The 16,017-nt window shown below is 72.8% G+C and carries 14 protein-coding genes; 13 read left to right on the top strand and 1 reads right to left on the bottom strand.

The features are described 5' to 3' along the window. Positions 1-43 precede the first annotated feature (43 nt). The 5 genes from V6N00_RS14225 to nusB all read left to right on the top strand — a co-directional run bounded on the left by V6N00_RS14225 (position 44) and on the right by nusB (position 4,506). Positions 44-1,366: an MFS transporter gene (locus V6N00_RS14225; protein ID WP_334233249.1), complete on the top strand. Its 1,323-nt coding sequence runs from the start codon at positions 44-46 to the stop codon at positions 1,364-1,366. After that, positions 1,363-2,631, top strand: a complete 1,269-nt coding sequence (locus V6N00_RS14220; protein WP_334233247.1) for a CaiB/BaiF CoA transferase family protein — start codon at positions 1,363-1,365, stop codon at positions 2,629-2,631. The genes V6N00_RS14225 and V6N00_RS14220 overlap by 4 nt, the downstream gene beginning before the upstream one ends. Beyond that, on the top strand, positions 2,628-3,401 hold the full coding sequence (locus tag V6N00_RS14215) for an enoyl-CoA hydratase/isomerase family protein (protein WP_334233245.1): 774 nt from the start codon (positions 2,628-2,630) through the stop codon (positions 3,399-3,401). Before V6N00_RS14220 ends, V6N00_RS14215 begins: the two co-directional genes overlap by 4 nt. 134 nt (positions 3,402-3,535) lie before the next feature. Next, positions 3,536-4,096, top strand: coding sequence for an elongation factor P (efp, locus tag V6N00_RS14210; RefSeq protein WP_334233243.1), 561 nt, complete (start codon positions 3,536-3,538; stop codon positions 4,094-4,096). Further along, complete coding sequence (gene nusB / locus V6N00_RS14205) at positions 4,096-4,506, top strand: transcription antitermination factor NusB (RefSeq protein WP_334233241.1); 411 nt, start codon at positions 4,096-4,098, stop codon at positions 4,504-4,506. Before efp ends, nusB begins: the two co-directional genes overlap by 1 nt. A 68-nt stretch (positions 4,507-4,574) precedes the next feature. Here nusB and V6N00_RS14200 read toward each other — a convergent pair whose 3' ends face one another. Next, entirely contained in the window at positions 4,575-5,894 is a 1,320-nt protein-coding gene (locus V6N00_RS14200; RefSeq protein WP_334233239.1) for a PrsW family intramembrane metalloprotease, read from the bottom strand. A gap of 93 nt (positions 5,895-5,987) precedes the next feature. On the opposite strand from V6N00_RS14200, the gene pyrR reads away from it, so the two are divergent. The 8 genes from pyrR to mihF all read left to right on the top strand — a co-directional run bounded on the left by pyrR (position 5,988) and on the right by mihF (position 15,833). Next, positions 5,988-6,602, top strand: a complete 615-nt coding sequence (pyrR, locus tag V6N00_RS14195) for a bifunctional pyr operon transcriptional regulator/uracil phosphoribosyltransferase PyrR (protein WP_334233236.1) — start codon at positions 5,988-5,990, stop codon at positions 6,600-6,602. Then, entirely contained in the window at positions 6,599-7,645 is a 1,047-nt protein-coding gene (locus V6N00_RS14190) for an aspartate carbamoyltransferase catalytic subunit (RefSeq protein WP_334233234.1), read from the top strand. The genes pyrR and V6N00_RS14190 overlap by 4 nt, the downstream gene beginning before the upstream one ends. Before the next feature lie 26 nt (positions 7,646-7,671). Next, positions 7,672-9,006 (top strand): dihydroorotase, encoded by a 1,335-nt coding sequence (locus V6N00_RS14185; protein WP_334233420.1) that lies wholly within the window; start codon positions 7,672-7,674, stop codon positions 9,004-9,006. Beyond that, the gene (locus V6N00_RS14180; RefSeq protein WP_334233232.1) at positions 9,003-9,620 is read left to right on the top strand and encodes a PH-like domain-containing protein; all 618 of its coding nucleotides are present in this window, start codon (positions 9,003-9,005) and stop codon (positions 9,618-9,620) included. The genes V6N00_RS14185 and V6N00_RS14180 overlap by 4 nt, the downstream gene beginning before the upstream one ends. Further along, positions 9,617-10,876 carry a glutamine-hydrolyzing carbamoyl-phosphate synthase small subunit gene (carA, locus tag V6N00_RS14175; RefSeq protein WP_334233231.1) on the top strand — a complete coding sequence of 420 codons (1,260 nt, stop codon included), beginning with the start codon at positions 9,617-9,619 and terminating at the stop codon, positions 10,874-10,876. The genes V6N00_RS14180 and carA overlap by 4 nt, the downstream gene beginning before the upstream one ends. Then, on the top strand, positions 10,876-14,301 hold the full coding sequence (gene carB / locus V6N00_RS14170) for a carbamoyl-phosphate synthase large subunit (protein ID WP_334233230.1): 3,426 nt from the start codon (positions 10,876-10,878) through the stop codon (positions 14,299-14,301). The genes carA and carB overlap by 1 nt, the downstream gene beginning before the upstream one ends. Positions 14,302-14,377: 76 nt before the next feature. After that, complete coding sequence (gene pyrF / locus V6N00_RS14165; protein ID WP_334233418.1) at positions 14,378-15,271, top strand: orotidine-5'-phosphate decarboxylase; 894 nt, start codon at positions 14,378-14,380, stop codon at positions 15,269-15,271. A gap of 244 nt (positions 15,272-15,515) precedes the next feature. Beyond that, on the top strand, positions 15,516-15,833 hold the full coding sequence (mihF, locus tag V6N00_RS14160; RefSeq protein WP_334233229.1) for an integration host factor, actinobacterial type: 318 nt from the start codon (positions 15,516-15,518) through the stop codon (positions 15,831-15,833). Positions 15,834-16,017 lie beyond the last annotated feature (184 nt).

Here is a 16,017-nt window from a genome sequence, read left to right as displayed (position 1 = left end):
ACGATACAAGTTCGAGCACGACTGCCGCTCCGATGGAGGAACGATGAGTGTCCCCACAGTCACCAGAACCCAGGCCTCCCGCCGCGCCACCTACGCGAGCGTGGTCGGCACCACGATCGAGTGGTACGACTTCTTCCTCTACGGGACAGCCGCGGCCCTGGTGTTCCCGCAGCTGTTCTTCCCCGGCGGCCAGGACTCGTTCAACGGGGTGATCGCGGCGTTCGGAACGCAGTTCGTCGGCTTCGTGGCCCGCCCGGTGGGTGCGGCGATCTTCGGCCACTACGGCGACCGGATCGGCCGTAAGACCACCCTGATGGTCACCCTCCTGCTGATGGCCATCGGCACCGTGCTGATCGGCGTCCTTCCGACGTACCAGGCCGTCGGCCTCTGGGCGCCGATCCTGCTGACCCTCCTGCGCATCGTCCAGGGCATCGGCGTCGGCGGCGAATGGGGCGGCTCCGTCCTGATCGCCATGGAGTGGGGACACCAGGAGCGCCGCGGCCTCGCCGCGAGCTGGCCCCAGCTCGGGGTGCCGCTGGGCCTCGTCCTCTCGACCGGCGTCGTCCGCCTGGTCTCCGGCATCACCGGCTCCGACTTCATCACCTACGGCTGGCGCATCCCGTTCCTGCTGAGCATCATCCTCGTCGGTGTCGCCCTCTTCGTCCGGCTGCGCGTCGTCGAGAGCCCCGACTTCGAGGCCGTGCGCAAGGCGGACCGCGTTGTCTCGGCGCCGATCATCGAGGCGATCCGTCGCCAGCCCAGGGAGATCCTGCTCTCGGCCCTCGTCCGGATGTCCGAGCAGGCGCCGTTCTACCTCTTCATCACCTTCGTCATCACGTATGCGACGAAGCACCTGAAGTTCAGCAGCGACGCGATCCTCGTCGACACGCTCATCGCCGCCGCCGTCGGACTGATCAGCATCCCGGTCTTCGGCAGGCTCTCGGACCGGTTCGGCCGCAGGCTCGTCTACGGCATCGGCATCGTCCTGACGGCGTTGTACGCGTTCCCCTACTTCGGTCTGCTCAACACCGGCGACGGCCTGCTGATCGGCGTCGGCGTCGTCGTCAGCCTGATCCTGCACGACATCCAGTACGGACCCCAGGCCGCGCTGATCGCCGAGAGCTTCGACCCGGACATCCGGTACACGGGTGCGGGGCTGGGCTACCAGCTGGCCAGCGTGATCGCGGGTGGACCGGCGCCGCTCATCGCGGCGGCCCTGCTGCAGGGCACCGGAGGATCGACCGCCATCTCGATCTACATCATCATCTGCGCCGTGATCAGCATGCTCGCCCTCCTGCTGCTGCCCCGCGTCCGGGCCGCCCGGGCCGCAGGCACCAGCTCGGTCGACGAGGCGACGCGCGCATGACGGCCGAGTCCGCGACCCCCGACGACACCGCCCCCGACACCGCCCCTGACGGCGCCGCTGGTTCCTCCGCGGGAGCGCGCGGTCCGCTGCGCGACCTCGTCGTGCTGGACCTCAGCCGCATCCTGTCCGGTCCGTTCGCGACCATGACGCTCGCCGACCTCGGCGCCGACGTCATCAAGGTCGAACAGCCCGGCCAGGGCGATGACACCCGGCAGTGGGGTCCGCCGTTCGCGGGGGACCAGGCCGCCTACTTCCTGTCCGTCAACCGCAACAAGCGCAGCCTCGCCGTCGACCTGAAGACCCCCGAGGGACTGGATGCGGTCCGGCGGTTGGCGGCGAAGGCCGACGTCGTGGTCGAGAACTTCCGTCCCGGCACGGCCGAGCGCCTGGGCCTGGGGTACGAGGAGCTCTCGGCCGCGAATCCGGGCCTCGTGTACGCGTCGATCAGCGGGTACGGCCAGACCGGGCCCGACGCGACCCGCGCCGGCTACGACGCGATCGCCCAGGCGCGCAGCGGGATCATGAGCGTCACGGGCGAGACGGACGGTCCGCCCGTGCGGGTCGGCGTCAGCAGCGCCGACCTGGTCGCCGGCACCTGGGCCGTGATCGGCATCCTCGCCGCGCTGCGCGAGCGGGACCGGACCGGTGAGGGCCAGTGGGTGGACGTGAGCCTGCTCGACGGGTCCGTCTCGTGGCTGACCTACGTGGCCGCCGGCTACTTCGCGAGCCGGGAGGTGCCGCGCCGCTACGGGTCGGCCCACCCCACCATCGCGCCGTACCAGGCGTTCCCCACGGCCGACGGCTTCATCATGATCGCGGTCGGCAACGACAGCCTGTGGCGCCGGTTCGCCCCGGCGGTCGGCCGGCCCGACCTCACCGAGGACCCGCGCTTCACCACCAATCCGCTGCGCGTCGCCCACCGGGACGAGCTGATCGGGATCGTCGAGGAGACCCTCGCCGGCGGGACCACCGCCGAGTGGCTGCGCCGCCTCGAGGATGCGGGCGTCCCGGTGGGCCCGATCCAGAACGTCGCCGAGGCCGTGGCGGACCCGCAGGTCGTCGCCCGCGGCATGGTGCAGGAGGTCGAGCACCCGACGGCGGGCCCGCTCAGGACGCTGGCCTGTCCCATCCGGTTGACCAGGACGCCGGCGTCGGTGCGGACCGCGCCGCCGCTGCTGGGCCAGCACAGCGACGAGATCCTCACCGCCCACGGCTTCAGTGCCGAGGATGTGCAGGGCCTGCGCGCCGCGGGTGCGATCGAGTGACGGCCCCCGTGACGCCGGACGTCGACTCGGTCACCGTGGTGGAGGACGGGTCCGTCGCCGTCGTCACCTTCGGGTCCGGGCGGCACCACAACGCTCTGAGCACCGGGCAGTGGGCCGCCCTGGCGGAGGTCGCGCGCGATCTGGCCGGGCGCCCGTCGCTGCGCGCCGTCGTCCTGCGCGGACGGGAGGGCGACTTCTGCTCGGGCTCCGACCTGCGGGAGTGGGACGGCGCGACCTCCGACGAGGTGGACCGGAGCTTCGCGACGCTCGAGGGCGCGCTGCGTGCCGTCGAGGACCTGCCGATGCTCACGGTGGCGGTGATCGAGGGCGTGGCCGCCGGCGGCGGTTGCCAGCTCGCCCTGGCCTGCGACCTGCAACTGAGCGCTGCGTCCGGGCGGATCGGCATGCCGATCGCCCGGCTCGGCATCCTCATCCCGGTGACGTTCGCGACCCGGATGTCGGTGCGCGTGGGCCCGTCCCGGGCCAAGGACCTGCTCTACCGCGGCCGGATGCTCCCGGCCCTCGAGGCGCAGCGGATCGGGCTGATCACCACGGTGGTCGACGACGACGACCTCGACGCCGAGCTGGCCGCTCTGCAGGCGAGCTGGGAGCACCTGTCGGCGGCGTCGCTGCGGGCCGCGAAGGCCGCCGTGGACCGGGGCCTGGCCCCCGTGACCGGGCCGTCGCGGGCCCAACCGCCGGCCCGGACGACCGACCCGGACGAGTTCCCGACCCGGATCGCCGCGTTCTTCCACCGCCGCAGGCGGTGATCCCGGCCGCGAGGCCACGGACCGCCCTGTAGGATGGTCCGTGGCTTTTGAGCCGACCGGCGCCCGTGCCGGAAGCCGGCGAGACCGGCGTCTCCCGGTCGGCGAACACGAACGAGACTTCGAAAGAGCGGTCTGTGGCTACCACGAACGACATCAAGAACGGCAGCGTCCTGAACCTCGAGGGCAACCTCTGGAACGTCATCGAGTTCCAGCACGTCAAGCCCGGCAAGGGTGGCGCGTTCGTGCGCACCAAGCTGCGGAACGTGCGCACCAGCAAGGTCGTCGACAAGACGTTCAACGCCGGCACCAAGGTCGACTTCGCGACGGTGGACCGGCGCGACTACCAGTACCTGTACCAGGACGGCGCCGACTTCGTCTTCATGGACACCGCGGACTTCGACCAGCTGACCGTCTCCGGCGAGACCGTCGGCGACGCCGCGAACTTCCTGCTCGAGAGCATGACCGTGCAGATCGCCCTGCACGACGGTGAGGTCCTCTACATCGAGCTGCCGCCGTCGGTGGTGCTCGAGATCACCTACACCGAGCCCGGCCTGCAGGGCGACCGGTCCTCCGCCGGCACCAAGCCCGCGACCGTCGAGACCGGCTACGAGATCCAGGTGCCGCTGTTCCTCGAGACCGGTACCCGGGTCAAGGTCGACACCCGCACCGGGGACTACCTGGGCCGCGTCAACTGATGAGTGCCCGCGGCAAGGCCCGGCGCCGGGCCTTCGAGATCCTCTTCGAGGCCGAGCAGCGGTCGCTGCCGACCGGGGAGATCCTCGCGCTGCGGCGGCGGAACACCGAGGCCACGTACGGGGAGTACACCGAGCAGATCATCGACGGTGTGATCACCCGGCAGGCCGAGATCGACGAGTACCTCACGACCTATTCGCAGGGCTGGACCCTGGACCGGATGCCCTCGGTGGACCGCGTCGTCCTGCGGGTCGGTGCGTGGGAGCTGCTGTTCAACGACGACGTTCCGGACAACGTGGCCGTCGCCGAGGCCGTCGCGATGGCGAAGGAGCTCTCGACGGACGACTCGCCGTCGTTCATCAACGGCCTGCTCGGCCGGCTCCAGCAGCTCAAGCCGACGCTGCTCGCCTGACGCTCCACCGCCGGCTGCCCGTGGCCGCCGCCGGCTGATGTCGTCTCCGGATGTGCCGAGAGCACGCGTCACCGGGCGCTCGTGAGCACCTCGCTGCGGGCCGCGGTGACGGCGTGCAGGAGCCGCAGTTCCTCCTCCTGCTGCCCGCCCCGGTCGACGCCCGCGATGATCCGCTGCCGGGTGAAGGCCAGCGCCGTCGCATCCCTGACGAACCGCTTCATGGGCGCCCGGACGCCGCGGCTGCCGGCCCAGGCGAGCGCCTGACGGCGGCCGGCGCGGGTCGCGAGCATCTGCACCTCGGCCGGGGTGAACCAGCCGGCCGTCACGTAGTCGCCCAGCCGGGCCCGGGTCAGGCGCACCTCACCCCGGCCCAGCAGGACGAGGCCGACGATGCCGAGCACGAACAGCGGCACCTCGATCATCACGTAGAAGCCGATGAAGCTGCCGGCCAGGGTGGCCCCGCCGTTCCACAGCGCGTGCAGCGCCACCGCCGGCACGAGCCCGAGGACGAAGGCCAGCAGGATGCGCGCCGTGCCCCGGCGGCGGGATGCCCAGCCCAGCGCGAAGCCGACACACGAGGTGAACATCGTGTGTGCGAAGGGGGAGAGCAGGCCCCGCCCGATGAAGATGGCCGCGAGGGACCCGTCGATCACCCCGGCCTGCGCGAGCGTCGACCCGAAGTAGAGGATGTTCTCCGTGAAGGCGAACCCGGCGGCCACGAGCATCGCGTAGACGACGCCGTCCACGGGCCCGTCCACGTGCCGGCGGCGCAGCAGCACCAGCAGCAGGACGCCGAGCCCCTTCGCGAACTCCTCCACGACGGGGGCCTGCAGCACCGAACCCAGCACCTGCGACGTCGTCGGGTCCGTGGTCGCCTGCAGGTACCGCCGCACCGGCTCCCCGATGGTGATCGTCACCGCGATGGACCCGGCCGCTCCCCACAGGAACGCGAACGCCTTGGTCACGAACGGCTCGGGCTCCCACCGGTCGAGCCACCGCACCGCGAAGAGCACGATCGACAGCGGCACGAGCGCGAGCACCCAGCAGACGAGGAAGGCGGTCGCCCCGATCCGGGAGACCAGCAGCATCCCGACGGCGACGGCCGCCCCCGCGAGGAACACGAACAGCAGCACGAGCACGACGGTGCCGGCCACCCCGCGACGGCGCTTCGCCGGTGCCTGCCAGAGCGGGGGCACGGCGACGGCCCGCTCGGGTGCGGGCGAGGACTGTGGCCGGGTGGGGGAGCGCCACGCCGGGGCCGTCCACGCCGGATCGGCCGACCCCGAGGGGCGCGCGCCCGGTGCCGGGGAGGAGGCGCGACCGGCGTCGAAGGGCGGCTGGTCGTAGGGATCGAAGCTGCGGTCCGGCCGTCGGCCCGGGGTCGTCATAGCCCCCAGAATAGGGGCGGCACCGTGGTAGCGTGGATGCCGCACCCACCCTTTAATGACCGTCCTGTGAGGCGGGGAAGGAGGAGGCAGCGGATGAGCGTGCCCCCGATCGGGAGCCGGACCAGGACCCGAGTCGTCCTGTCGGCCGCCGACATCGACCGGGCGTTGACCCGGATCGCCCACGAGATCATCGAGGGGAACAAGGGGGCGGACGATCTCCTCCTCCTCGGCATCCCCCGCCGCGGCCATCCCCTGGCCCGCCGGCTCGCCGCCCGCATCGCGGCCACCGAGCCCGGCGTCGACCCGGACGCCATCGTCGGCCAGCTCGACGTCACCATGTTCCGCGACGACCTGCGCCGCCACCCCACCCGGGCCCCCTACGCGACGACGCTGCCCGCGTCGGGTGTCGACGACAAGGTCGTCGTCCTCGTCGACGACGTGCTCTACTCCGGCCGCACCATCCGCGCCGCCCTCGACGCTCTCGCCGACCTCGGCCGGCCCCGCATCATCCGGCTCGCGGTGCTCGTGGACCGTGGCCACCGCGAACTGCCGATCCGCGCCGACCACGTCGGCAAGAACCTGCCGACGTCCTCCGCCGAGCGGGTCCGCGTGCGGCTCACCGAGACCGACGGCGACGCCGTCACCGACGACGGGTCGTCCGCCGGCTCCGCCGCGGCCGCTGTCGACGAGGTGGTGATCGAGGGATGAAGCACCTGCTGAGCACCGCGGGCCTGTCCCGCGCCACCGCCGTCGGCCTGCTCGACACCGCGGAGCGGATGTCCGAGGTGGAGAACCGCGAGGTGAAGAAGCTGCCCGTGCTGCGCGGGCGCACCGTCGTCAACCTCTTCTTCGAGGACTCGACCCGCACCCGCATTTCCTTCGAGGCCGCCGCCAAGCGCCTGAGCGCGGACGTCATCAACTTCGCCGCGAAGGGTTCCTCGGTCTCCAAGGGCGAATCGCTCAAGGACACTGCGCAGACGCTCGAGGCGATGGGTGCCGACGCCGTCGTCATCCGGCACTCCTCCTCGGGCGCCGCCGAGCAGCTGGCCCGGTCGGGCTGGATCGACGCGGGCGTCGTCAACGCCGGCGACGGCACCCACGAGCACCCGACCCAGGCGCTGCTCGACGCGTTCACGCTCCGTCGGCACCGCGCCACCGTCGCCGGTACCGATCCGGAGGGCACCGACCTGGCCGGGATGCGCGTCGCCATCGTCGGGGACGTCCTGCACTCGCGCGTCGCCCGCTCCAACCTGTGGCTGCTGACGACGCTCGGCGCCGACGTCACCCTCGTCGCGCCGCCCACCCTGCTGCCCGTCGGCAGCGCCGGGTGGCCCGCGCGGATCAGCTACGACCTGGACGAGGTGCTCGCCGAGGGCGTCGACGCCGTCATGATGCTGCGCGTGCAGGCCGAGCGGATGCACGCGGCGTTCTTCCCGACGGCCCGCGAGTACGCCCGCCGCTGGGGCTTCGACGCCGCCCGGCTGGCCGCCCTCGACGAGGCGTCCGCCGCCGGCGGCCCCGCCGCGGAGACGGTCATCATGCACCCCGGCCCGATGAACCGGGGCCTGGAGATCGCCGCCGAGGCCGCCGACTCGCCGCGCTCGACCGTCCTGGCCCAGGTGCGCAACGGCGTGTCCGTGCGCATGGCCGTGCTCTACCACCTGCTCGCCGGCGGGCCGGACGAGGCGGCCGCCGACGCGGCGCGCGAGTCCGGCGCCGACACCGCTTCCGACCCAGTGAGGACCTCGTGACCGATTCCCTGACCGATGCCGGCGCCCTGCCCGCGGGCACGGGCCGCTACCTCGTCCGCGGTGTCCGTCCCCTCGGCGGCGAGCGCACCGACCTGCTGATCGAGGACGGGGTGATCGCCGGGACCGGCAGCCTCTCCGCAGCCGGTGCGCAGGTGGTCGACGCCGACGGGCTCGTCGCCCTGCCCGGGTTCGTCGACCTGCACACCCACCTGCGCGAACCCGGCCGTGAGGACGCCGAGACGGTGCTCACCGGCTCCCGGGCCGCGGCCCTGGGCGGCTTCACCGCGGTGCACGCGATGGCCAACTCGGACCCGGTGGCCGACACCGCCGGCGTCGTCGAGCAGGTCTTCACGCTGGGCCGGGACGCGGGCTGGACCGAGGTCCGCCCCGTCGGCGCCGTCACCGTGGGCCTGGGCGGAACCCGGCTCGCCGAGCTCGGAGCGATGGCCGACTCCCGCGCCCGGGCCCGCGTCTTCTCCGACGACGGGATGTGCGTGCACGACCCCGTGCTGATGCGCCGGGCCCTCGAGTACGTCAAGGCCTTCGACGGCGTCGTCGCCCAGCACGCGCAGGAGCCGCGGTTGACCGAGGGTGCCCAGATGAACGAGGGCGCCGTCTCGGCCACCCTCGGGCTGACCGGCTGGCCCGCCGTCGCCGAGGAGGCGATCATCGCCCGCGACGTCCTGCTCACCGAGCACGTCGGCTCGCGGCTGCACGTGTGCCACGTCTCGACCGCCGGCAGCGTCGAGCTGATCCGCTGGGCCAAGCAGCGCGGTATCGCCGTCACCGCGGAGGTCACCCCGCACCACCTGATGCTCACGGACGAGGCGGTCACCGGGTACGACCCCGTGTTCAAGGTCAACCCGCCGCTGCGCACCGCCGAGGACGTGCAGGCGCTGCGCGCGGCGGTCGCCGACGGCACGATCGACGTCATCGGCACCGACCACGCCCCGCACCCCGCGCAGGCCAAGGAGTGCGAGTGGGCGCAGGCCGCGATGGGCATGACCGGCCTGGAGACCGCGCTCTCGGTGGTCCAGGAGGCCCTCGTCGAGACCGGGATGCTGGACTGGGCCGGCGTCGCCCGGATCATGTCCCAGACGCCCGCCCGCATCGGGCGGCTGCCCTGGCAGGGCGGCTCGCTCGCGGTCGGGGAGCGCGCGAACGTCACCCTCGTCGACCCCGCCGCGCGCCGCGTGATCGACCCGTCCACCATGGCCACCAAGGGACGCAACAGCCCCTTCGCCGGTCGCGAGCTGCCCGGCCGGGTCATCGCCACGTTCCTCGCCGGCCACCCCACGGTGATCGACGGCGAACTGAACACGCCGCTGACCAGCGCGGCGACCGCCGGGAGCGCTCGATGACCCGCGCCGTCGCCGTCGTCCTCCTCGTCGCGTTCGTGCTCGTCGTGTTCTCCCTGATGCGCCGCGGCTGGCGCGCCCGGCAGGGCCGGCAGGGCGACCTGCCCGCCCCGGCGACCTCCGCCGACCTCGGGCCGGTCCTGGTCGGTGCCGAGGGCATGTACGTCGTGACGACCAGTGCCGGCGACTGGCTGGACCGGGTCGCCGTGCACGGCCTGGGCGTGCGCACCGCCGGCACCCTCACCGTGCACCCCGGCGGCGTCCTGATCGCCCGGCGCGGGGCCGACGATCTCGTCATCCCGGCCTCCGACCTCGAGTCGGTGACCACGACGTCCGGCATGGCCGGCAAGTTCGTCGAGCGCGACGGCCTGCTCGTGCTCACCTGGCAGCTCGGGCCACGCCGCGTCGACACCGGCTTCCGCGTCCGCCGTGCGGGGGAGCAGGAGGGCCTGATCGAGGCGCTGCTCACCCTGCCCGGTGTGCGACGACGGGAGGCGCCCGGCGGCGTGCCCGACGCCGAGCCGATCCCGGGCGCCAGCACCACCGACGACACCACCGATCCTTCCCGCACCAATCCCACCGACCCCACCAACGGAACCAGGGGACCCTCCGCATGACCACTCCCGCCATCCTGATCCTCGAGGACGGGCGCACCTTCCACGGCCGCTCCTACGGCGCCGTCGGACAGGCGCTCGGTGAGGCCGTCTTCGCCACCGGCATGACCGGCTACCAGGAGACGATCACCGATCCCTCCTACGCCGGCCAGCTCGTGGTGCAGACCGCACCGCACATCGGCAACACCGGTGTGAACACCGAGGACGCCGAGTCCGTCCGTATCCAGGTCGCCGGCTACATCGTCCGCGACCCCGCCCGCCGCCCGTCGAACTGGCGCAGCGAGTCCTCCCTCGACGACGAGCTGGTGCGCCAGGGCGTCGTCGGCATCGCCGGCATCGACACCCGCGCTCTGACCCGCCACCTGCGCGACGCCGGCTCGATGCGCGGCGGCATCTTCTCCGGCCCGGCCGCCGAGCGGCCCGTCGCCGAGCTGGCCGCCGAGGTCGCCGCGAGCCCGCAGATGACCGGCGCCCGGCTCGCCGAGACGGTGTCCGTCAGCGAACCCGAGGTGATCGAGCCCGCCGACCACGGCTGGGACGGGCCCGTCCGCTTCACCCTCGCCGCCGTCGACCTCGGCATCAAGGCGATGACGCCGCACCGGTTCGCCGAGCGCGGCGTCCGCGTGCACGTGCTGCCCGCGGACACCACGTGGGAGCAGCTGACCGCGCTTCAGCCCGACGGTGTCTTCTACTCCAACGGCCCCGGCGACCCCGCGACCGCGGACGACCAGGTGGCCCTGCTGCGCCGCGTCCTGGACGCCCGGATCCCGTTCTTCGGCATCTGCTTCGGCAACCAGCTGCTCGGCCGGGCCCTCGGCTTCGGCACCTACAAGCTCCGGTTCGGCCACCGCGGCATCAACCAGCCGGTGATGGACCGCAGCACCGGCACGGTCGAGATCACGTCCCAGAACCACGGGTTCGCCGTCGACGCGCCGCTCGACGGTCCCGTACCCGCCCCCGCGGGGGACTACGGTCGCGTCGAGGTCAGCCACGTGTGCCTCAACGACGACGTCGTCGAGGGCCTGCGCTGCCTCGACATCCCCGCGTTCTCTGTCCAGTACCACCCCGAGGCCGCCGCCGGCCCGCACGACGCCGCGTACCTGTTCGACCGGTTCGTCTCCCTCATGGAGGAGGACCAGCAGGACGCGCACGACGGCCGCGAGGTCACCGGCGCCGACACGGCCGACGACCCCGCCCGCACCGGCGACGCCCAGCCGGCCCAGCCCCACGCCCACGCCACCACGGAGGACTCCCACTGATGCCCAGACGCGACGACCTCACCTCGGTCATGGTGATCGGCTCCGGGCCGATCGTCATCGGGCAGGCAGCCGAGTTCGACTACTCCGGAACCCAGGCGCTGCGCGTGCTCAAGGAGGAGGGCCTGCGGGTCATCCTCGTCAACTCCAACCCGGCGACGATCATGACGGACCCGGAGCTGGCCGACGCCACCTACGTCGAGCCGATCACCCCGGAGGTGGTCGAGAAGATCATCGCCAAGGAGCGGCCCGACGCCCTGCTGCCGACCCTGGGCGGGCAGACCGCCCTGAACACGGCGATCGCGCTCGACGGCAACGGGGTGCTCTCGACGTACGGCGTCGAGCTGATCGGCGCCAACGTCGAGGCGATCAACCTCGGCGAGGACCGCGAGGCGTTCAAGGGCGTCGTCGAGCGCTGCGGCGCCGAGTCCGCCCGCTCGCGCATCGTGCACAGCCTCGACGAGGCGTTCGCCGCCGTCGAGGAGCTGAACTACCCCGTCGTCGTCCGGCCCTCCTTCACCATGGGCGGCCTCGGCTCGGGGATCGCCTACGACGCGACGGACCTGCGCCGCATCGCCGGCGCCGGCATCCAGTACAGCCCGACCTCCGAGGTGCTCCTGGAGGAGTCCATCCTCGGCTGGAAGGAGTACGAGCTGGAGATGATGCGCGACCGCAACGACAACGTCGTCGTGGTCTGCTCCATCGAGAACCTCGACCCGGTCGGCGTCCACACCGGCGACTCCATCACCGTGGCCCCCGCCCTGACGCTGACCGACCGCGAGTACCAGAAGCTGCGCGACGTCGCGATCGCCGTCATCCGCGAGGTCGGGGTCGACACCGGCGGCTGCAACATCCAGTTCGCCGTCGAGCCGTCCACGGGCCGGGTCGTCGTGATCGAGATGAACCCCCGCGTGTCCCGCTCGTCCGCCCTGGCGTCGAAGGCCACCGGTTTCCCGATCGCGAAGATCGCCACCAAGCTGGCCGTCGGCTACACCCTGGACGAGATCCGCAACGACATCACCCGGGAGACCCCGGCGTCGTTCGAGCCGACCCTGGACTACGTCGTCGTCAAGGTGCCGCGCTTCGCGTTCGAGAAGTTCCCGGCCGCGGACCCGACGCTGACCACCACGATGAAGTCCGTCGGCGAGGCCATGGCCATCGGCCGCAACTTCACCGAGGCGCTGCAGAAGGCGATGCGCTCGCTCGAGCAGTCCGGCTCGTCGTTCGACTTCCGGCCGGCCGCGGCGGGGGAGAAGGAAGCGGCCCTCGCCGGCGCCGCGAGCCCGACGACGGCGCGCATCCACCAGGTGCAGCGGGCGATGCTCGCCGGCGCGACCGTCGAGGACCTGTTCGAGACGACGGCGATCGACCCGTGGTTCCTCGACCAGATCGCGCTGCTGAACGAGGTGGCCGCGCAGGTGCGGGAGGCCGAGGGCCTGACCCCGGAGTTGCTGCGCCACGCCAAGCAGCACGGCTTCTCCGACGCGCAGCTGGGCACCCTGACGCACCAGTCGGAGGCCGTCGTCCGCGGCATCCGGCACGCCCTGGGGATCCGGCCCGTGTTCAAGACGGTCGACACGTGCGCCGCCGAGTTCGCCGCGTACACGCCGTACCACTACTCGGCGTACGACGAGGAGGACGAGATCGCGCCCCACGCGAAGCCGTCGGTCATCATCCTCGGCTCGGGCCCGAACCGCATCGGGCAGGGCATCGAGTTCGACTACTCGTGCGTGCACGCCTCCCTGGTGCTCGGCGAGGCCGGCATCGACACCGTGATGATCAACTGCAACCCCGAGACGGTCTCCACCGACTACGACATCTCCTCCCGGCTGTACTTCGAGCCGTTGACGTTCGAGGACGTGCTCGAGGTGATCGCGGCCGAGCGCCGCACCGGCGGGCTGCTCGGCGTGTTCGTGCAGCTGGGCGGGCAGACCCCGCTCAAGCTCGCCGAGTCGCTGCAGGCCGCGGGCGTGCCGATCCTCGGCACCCCGCCGGAGGCGATCGAGGCGGCCGAGCACCGCGGCGTGTTCTCCCGCGTGCTCGACGCGGCCGGGCTGACCGCCCCGAAGAACGGCACCGCCGTCAGCTTCGAGGACGCCAAGGCCATCGCCGACGAGATCGGCTACCCCGTGCTGGTGCGCCCCTCGTACGTGCTCGGTGGCCGCGGCATGGAGATCGTGTACGACGAGGAGGGCCTCGCCCGGTACATCGCCCACGCGACGGAGATCACCGAGGACCACCCGGCCCTGATCGACCGGTTCCTCGAGGACGCCATCGAGATCGACGTCGACGCCCTGTTCGACGGCACCGACCTGTACGTCGGCGGGATCATGGAGCACATCGAGGAGGCCGGCATCCACTCCGGGGACTCCGCGTGCGTGCTGCCCCCGATCACCCTGGGCAGCGACGTCATCGACCGGGTCCGCACCGCGACCCGCGCGATCGCCGACGGCGTGGGCGTGCGCGGGCTGATCAACATCCAGTTCGCCCTCGCCTCCGACGTGCTGTACGTGCTCGAGGCCAACCCGCGGGCGTCCCGCACGGTGCCGTTCGTCTCCAAGGCGACCGGCGTGCAGCTGGCCAAGGCCGCGGCCCTCATCGGCACCGGCGCGACGATCGCGCAGCTGCGCGCCGGTGCCGCGGACGGCGCCGGGCGGCCCGCCCTGCTGCCGGCCGAGGGCGACGGCTCGGCGCTGCCGCTCTCCGCTCCCTTCGCGGTCAAGGAGGCGGTGCTGCCGTTCAGCCGGTTCCGCACCCCGGAGGGCACCGTCGTCGACTCGCTGCTCGGGCCCGAGATGCGCTCGACCGGCGAGGTGATGGGCATCGACACGTACTTCGACACCGCGTTCGCCAAGAGCCAGGCCGCCGCGAACAACGCGCTGCCCTCGGGCGGCACGGCGTTCGTCTCCATCGCCAACCGCGACAAGCGGGCCATGGTGATGCCGGTCAAGCGGCTCGTCGACCTGGGGTTCACCCTGCTGGCGACCGAGGGGACGGCCGAGGTGCTGCGCCGCATCGGCATCAAGGCCGACACCGTGCGCAAGATCGGCAGCCGGGAGGGCGCGAGCGGTGAGGCCGTCGGTGAGGGCGACACCCCGACCATCGGCGACCTGATCACGACCGGCGGCGTCGACCTCGTGGTCAACACCCCCACCGGGGGAGCGGCCCGCGAGGACGGCTACGAGATCCGCGCGGCGGCGACGTCCACGGGCATCCCCGTCATCACGACGCTCGCCGAGCTCGGCGCCGCGGTGCAGGCCATCGAGGCGCAGCGCACCTACACGTGGACCGTGGCCAGCCTGCAGGAGCACGCGGCCCGGCTGGCGGCGGCGCGTGGCGCGGAGACCGGCGGCGCGAACGGTGCTGCCGGTGGTGCGGCCCGCGGCGCCGGGAGCCCCGACGCGGCGCAGGAGCCTGCCCGTGCCTGAGGCGACTCCGGTGCCGGACGCGCCGCAGGCCGGGCGTCCGGCACCCGAGGCCGGTCCGCAACCGCGGCCGGAGGCGCTGCCGGGCGCCGGCCCGGCCGCGACGGCGGTGCTCGGCTTCGGGCCGCGCCTGCAACGGGCGATGGCGCTGAACGGCCCGCTGTGCGTGGGCATCGACCCGCACCCCGGCCTGCTGAGCGCGTGGGACCTGCCCGACGAGGCGTCGAGCCTGGACCGGTTCTCACGCACCGTGCTCGAGGCCGCTGCCGGACGGTGCGCGGCGATCAAGCCGCAGGTGGCCCTGTTCGAACGGCACGGGTCCGCCGGGTTGGCCGCGCTCGAGCGGCTGCTCGCGGCGGCCGCCGACGCAGGCGTGCTGACCATCGCCGACGCCAAGCGCGGGGACATCGGCTCGACCATGGCGGCCTACGCGCAGGCGTGGCTGGCCGACGGTTCCCCGCTGGCCGCGGACGCTGTGACGCTCTCGCCGTATCTCGGTTTCGAGTCGCTGCGGCCGGCGCTGGACCTGGCCGCGGTGACCGGCCGCGGCGTGTTCGTGCTCGCCCTGACCTCCAACCCGGAGGGTGCGGGCCTGCAGCACGCCGGTGACGACGGGGACGGCGGCTCGGTCGCCGCCCGGATCGTCACGGCCGCCGCCGACGAGAACGCCGCCCGCCGCTCCGCCGACGGGTGGGGCCCCGTCGGCCTCGTCGTCGGCGCGACCGTGGGGGCTGAGACCGTCGCCCGGCTCGGTCTCGACCTGGCCGCCGTCGCCGGTCCGCTCCTCGCCCCGGGGTACGGCGCGCAGGGTGCCGGCGTCACGGAGGTCGCGGCCACCTTCGGCGCCGCGGTGCCGGCCGCACTGGTCTCCTCGAGCCGGCAGATCCTCTCCGCCGGGCCCGACGTCGCGCGCGTCCGCGACGCGGTGGAGCGCAGCGTCGAGGACCTGCGGAGCCTGGCCGGACGGGCCTGACCGGAGGCTCCGGCGGAGGGCGGTCGTCCCCGCGCTGACCTGCGCGCACGGTGGTGAGCCTGCTCCTGTTCTCGGCCGCGACCGGGAGATACACTACGTCCACGACGCGACATGGGGGGCCTTCCACCCGTGTTCCGGTGCACTCGCGGAGCCGGAGCACGGAGCCAGTTCGACCATCCACCAGGCGCGCCGGTCGGCCCGCGAGGCCGGTCCCGGCGGGCGGGACCGTGTACGGGAGTAAATCGTGGCTCTGAAACCGTTGACCACCGACGAACGGGCGCGCGCCCGGGACAAGGCGACCGCAGCGAGGACCGTGCGGGCCGACGCCAAATCACGACTGAAAGCCGGCAACTCGTCGGTCGCGTCCGTGATCGACTCCGGGTCCGCCGACGAGGCGATCGGCCGGATGAAGGTCAGCGAGATGCTCGAGTCCCTGCCCGGCGTCGGCAAGAAACGGTCGGCGGCTATCATGGCCGAGGTCGGCATCTCGCCGTCCCGTCGCATCCGCGGCCTGGGCGTCCACCAGCGCAAGGCCCTGATCGACTACCTCACCACCCACTAGGGCCGCCGTCCGTCAGGGCCGGCGCCCCGCGACGCACAGGACGGCGCCGGCGCACGCGGCACCGCCCGGACAAGGGCCTTCTCATCGTGAGCGACGACTTCCCGACGGCGACGAGCACGGACCCGGCCACGCCGGAGACGGACCGGGTCGGGGTCCGGGACGAGCACCGCGACCGGGACGGCCA

It is taken from the genome of Tersicoccus mangrovi (genome assembly GCF_036881825.1).
GTDB lineage: Bacteria > Actinomycetota > Actinomycetes > Actinomycetales > Micrococcaceae > Tersicoccus > Tersicoccus mangrovi.
This window is presented reverse-complemented; position numbering and strand designations above follow the sequence as displayed.